The organism is Candidatus Nitrosopumilus salarius BD31 (assembly GCF_000242875.2).
GTDB lineage: Archaea > Thermoproteota > Nitrososphaeria > Nitrososphaerales > Nitrosopumilaceae > Nitrosopumilus > Nitrosopumilus salarius.
Genome location: NZ_AEXL02000136.1, coordinates 1 through 606, shown reverse-complemented (window position 1 = coordinate 606; position 606 = coordinate 1). Strand labels below are relative to the sequence as shown.

Genomic DNA, 606 nt, shown 5'->3' with positions numbered 1-606 from the left:
TTTTATATGGTAATCCTCCCCAAAATTCTCTCGATTTTAGATTTGTCAGTGATCCTAATCCGTTATCTATTAATTTTTCAATCTCTCTCTCATTTGTGGTTTGGATTGACGCAATTTTTTTTCCATGAATTAATCTAATTCCAAATTCTCTACCAAAATTTTCTTTGATTTCTACAATCTCTGAATCTGTAATTCTTACTGTGATGATCTTTTTTTAACCCTTGTTACTTCACATTCGTCAATTCCTCTTTTCCGTGAATGGTTTAACGCCTTATCTAAGGCAGGCAATTACTCACTCCTTGGATTTTTATATTTGAATTTTTTAATTTTGATTAATTCCACATATGATCCAAACTGTGAATTTTTAGCATTGTCCAACTTTTCGTCTATTTCATTTCCGTCATCAAACTTCCTTAGAATTTTATAATATGTATTTCTCTCAGCTGGAGTTCTTCCTATCTCTCTTATCATCCTCTTAATCTCTTTTGGTCTTAACAACTGACCATGTTCGGAACCAGCTGATGTTGAAATACTTTCATTGATTAACGTTCCTCCAAAATCGTTTGCTCCCCACATTAGTAATAGCTGAGACATTTTTTGCCCCTC

Annotated in this window: 2 pseudogenes; both read right to left on the bottom strand. The window is 33.0% G+C overall.

Features of this window, described 5'->3' with window-relative positions:
* Positions 1–169 (bottom strand): annotated as a pseudogene (locus BD31_RS10815) (DNA gyrase modulator); the annotation flags it as partial.
* Positions 170–288: 119 nt separating this feature from the next.
* Positions 289–606, bottom strand: a pseudogene (locus BD31_RS08000) (5-amino-6-(D-ribitylamino)uracil--L-tyrosine 4-hydroxyphenyl transferase CofH); the annotation flags it as partial.